Raw genomic sequence first — 3,063 nt, 5'->3', positions numbered from 1 at the left:
TATCATTATTGTTTAAAATTGGATTCTTGGTTTTTGTTGATTAATTTATTCTTTGGAAGTCCCTTAGGGCGGCCGCATTATGTCAATAAGTAAAGTCTATTCTCAATAGATCCAAGAATACTGTCATTAACCTTTGCTTATTGCGAAGAAATTAGGCGTAGGCAAAGCCCGCCGCAGGCATCGCTTTGGGGCTTTAAAAATAATCAAACGCGAAAGGAAAGATTTTTTCGTTGGTTCTTAAGCTTCGTTGTGATCAAGAGTAATTTAGATGCGTTTGCCCTAGCTTCCCGTTGAAATGGTTGTAAATATCCTCTGGGTTAAACCAGCTTGGAAATGTGCGCTCTGCATCTCTTAATTCTTCCCCTTGTCATCAAATAAGCCACAAACAATTTTGACTCTAGACAGCCCAATGCGATCGCTTTCTTCACGCAGCAGCTTTAGTAACTTTTGCTCTTTATGCAGAAATAACAAAACATATTGAAACTGCCGTTACACAAGAGTTAAGCACCAGCATCAATACAGCCTTGATGCAACCCATCTGCCGCTCAAGCACTGCATTATCTACCCTTAAGCCAAAAACTGGATTATTATAAAAAAATTGCGTAGTTACGAGTATATTCTGATGCTGATATTAGGATAACCCGTAGATGGTAGATTGAGAACGAAATCAATCCAATATTATGCAAAGTTTAACAGACTTAGAAAACAAATTATTAGAGGTACGCAATTTACAGTCTCAAGTAGACAAGAAAAAAGCCGAATTGGACAAGCAAATCAGACAGCTACTCCAAAACAAGTCTGAACTTGACAAGCTCATGGAGCAAGCACGTCAAAAAGAGTCTCTTGTGCAATGCCAGATAGTAGAACTCAAAAGCCTAGAGGTACGAACACACCCACCAGAAGTAGAGTATTTTGGTACTGGCGCAAGCAAAAGTTTACAGAATGATTTACTAAGCTTGCTTTCTGGTAACGGTTCTGTTGCTATCAGATTACTTAAGCACCAACAACAGATTAATCCTGGGAAGCCGGCAAACTGGTATTTGGAGAAAGTCATTTACGACTTGAAACGGGATCGACATTGCTAATTTCTTGCAAAAATTGAACCTAGCCTCTTGGGTCTGTGTAGACACCATCCAGTTGGATTTTGACAACCAATGGTTGACAAATTTTCCATCACCTTCACAGATGCAATTTTCAGCGCCGCCGCCATACGTGTGAATCCAAAGCGATGGCTGCGCCAACGCCAAGGGCGAACGCGGCAATATTCCTCAAATGTTTTGTGCGTTGAACGGTATAATTTGCGATCGCGTAACTGAGTTAGTGCCTTCCCCGCTTCCACAAACGCGCTCTCCACTTTTCGCTCCAGATTTAGGCGGTAAGCGTAGCCATGCCGCCAGGCTTATCGCTCTGTTCTTCCTCGGTCATCTCTGGAACTTCCACCGCTTCTACATCAACCGTGACTGCGCTTGGATTTTCCGGCTCTTGTGCTGGTTTGAGGGCTGACTTTGGTTTATCGGGAGTTGTGGGGGTGAGTCTTTTGCGCTTGGAGGTTGGTTGGTTCATGCTACCACCTCCAGACTGTAAGTGGTTGAGACAGTATTGAGTTGTGTCATGATAGGGGAAGAGTTTTCTAATGTATCCCCAGCCTCACGAGAACGTTGGGGTTTTTCATCTATTTCTTATATATTTGCATTTCTTCTTAAATGGGTAAACACAAGAAAAAGCAAAAGAATGTCCCACCGTGGTTGGCGCACGAGAATCTGTTTATCCCTAAAACTATTTACTAGTTATTTATGGGGTTTAGCACTGATTCGGGCTTTTTAGCTTTATTGTCAAGCTTAGTTTTGATGTCTAACTAATAATTTGGCATAACAGCTACTGAAGAACCAAAATTATTAAACCTTAATGCTCCTACAAAATTTTCTAGACACATTAAGGTTTCTTTAAATTATAGAGTTAAATATAGTGCTTGAATCAAAGTCAATATCCAGAGTAGTTAATCAATTTCACCTTTGGGTAAAGAGCAAATGAATATTAGATGCAATTGTATGAAGATAAGGTTTACTAAACTTAATTGACAATACTTGCTGATTATACGCCTCTTGCAAGGCTCACTCCGATTGCGCTTTGCTTAACAATATTTATAAAAAATACAAGCTCGTTTCAAATATTTTAAAGTTCATATAGATGATTTATCGGTGAAGTTTTGGATTATAAGTAAATACTCTGGGGAGGGATGTGCTAAAAATGTTTTTACGGCAAGTATGCTGTGGTTAACATCTATATATTTGTTAAGTATTGCACTTGGCATTTCAAGTCTAGATAATTCATTAAATTTGATCAATAGAGCAAGTCATGAACAAAAAATGGGCTGTCAAACGAATCACAATAAATCTTGCATCAGCTGAAAGCGAAAAACTTGAAAAATATTGTGCAAGTACAGGTAGACCTGCAACTGATGTGATTCGGGAGTTGATTCGCTCTCTCTCCATAACCGAGTTGTCAGCGTCTGAACAGACTACATCTACGCTAAAATATGATGTTCCCATTCTGAAATAATGGCAATTGAATCGCTTGTAACTGTTTGGCGTTATCCAAATTGGACAAGGAAATACCCAGCAACCTAATACTGCGGTTTTCCAGATCAATCGACTCAAACAGTGTTTTAGCTATCTCAAAAATCGTAGATAGTTCACTAATGGGAGCAAGCATTGTTTTACTGCGGGTTATCTGATGATAGTCAGAGAACTTGACTTTCAATGTTAATGTGCGTCCTTGCGTTTCATGCTGCTCCAACCGTTGCTCGACAATTTGGGCAATCTGTTCGAGTTCTTGCAACATCTGACCGACATCGCTTAAGTCCTGTGCAAATGAGGTTTCTGCACCAACTGATTTACGAACCCGATTTGCTTCAACTGGGCGGTCATCTTCTGCCCTGGCAATTTTGTAGTAATACTGACCAGCTTTACCAAAATGATGTGTTAGCTCAGTCAGCGATCGCGTTTTCAAATCTGCGCCAGTGTGAATGCCGAGTGAGTGCATCTTCGCCGCCGTCACCTCTCC

General features: G+C 40.4%; 5 protein-coding genes. 2 read left to right on the top strand and 3 right to left on the bottom strand.

The genetic code is table 11. The annotated features are described in order from the left end of the window. Window positions 1-680 precede the first annotated feature (680 nt). The gene (locus CDG77_RS34350) at window positions 681-1,085 is read left to right on the top strand and encodes a hypothetical protein (protein WP_094333585.1); all 405 of its coding nucleotides are present in this window, start codon (window positions 681-683) and stop codon (window positions 1,083-1,085) included. Here the strand turns inward: CDG77_RS34350 and CDG77_RS39295 are convergent. Continuing rightward, window positions 1,082-1,354: a hypothetical protein gene (locus CDG77_RS39295; RefSeq protein WP_442946465.1), complete on the bottom strand. Its 273-nt coding sequence runs from the start codon at window positions 1,352-1,354 to the stop codon at window positions 1,082-1,084. The genes CDG77_RS34350 and CDG77_RS39295 overlap by 4 nt on opposite strands. A gap of 14 nt (window positions 1,355-1,368) precedes the next feature. Then, complete coding sequence (locus CDG77_RS39290) at window positions 1,369-1,563, bottom strand: hypothetical protein (protein ID WP_442946464.1); 195 nt, start codon at window positions 1,561-1,563, stop codon at window positions 1,369-1,371. A gap of 792 nt (window positions 1,564-2,355) precedes the next feature. Here CDG77_RS39290 and CDG77_RS34340 point away from each other — a divergent pair. Continuing rightward, window positions 2,356-2,559 carry a CopG family transcriptional regulator gene (locus CDG77_RS34340; protein ID WP_094333584.1) on the top strand — a complete coding sequence of 68 codons (204 nt, stop codon included), beginning with the start codon at window positions 2,356-2,358 and terminating at the stop codon, window positions 2,557-2,559. Here the strand turns inward: CDG77_RS34340 and CDG77_RS34335 are convergent. After that, window positions 2,530-3,063 (bottom strand): DinB/UmuC family translesion DNA polymerase (locus CDG77_RS34335; protein ID WP_442946463.1); only part of this gene is annotated, 534 nt, incomplete at its 5' end. The genes CDG77_RS34340 and CDG77_RS34335 overlap by 30 nt on opposite strands.

The sequence above is a fragment of the Nostoc sp. 'Peltigera membranacea cyanobiont' 213 genome (assembly GCF_002245975.1).
Classification (GTDB): domain Bacteria; phylum Cyanobacteriota; class Cyanobacteriia; order Cyanobacteriales; family Nostocaceae; genus Nostoc.
This window is presented reverse-complemented; position numbering and strand designations above follow the sequence as displayed.

Bases quoted from the DNA above. Each gene is read 5' to 3' on its own strand.
- CDG77_RS34350 (WP_094333585.1), top strand. From the start codon at position 681: ATGCAAAGTTTAACAGACTTAGAAAACAAATTATTAGAGGTACGCAAT.
- CDG77_RS39290 (WP_442946464.1), bottom strand. From the start codon at position 1,563: ATGAACCAACCAACCTCCAAGCGCAAAAGACTCACCCCCACAACTCCC.
- CDG77_RS34340 (WP_094333584.1), top strand. From the start codon at position 2,356: ATGAACAAAAAATGGGCTGTCAAACGAATCACAATAAATCTTGCATCA.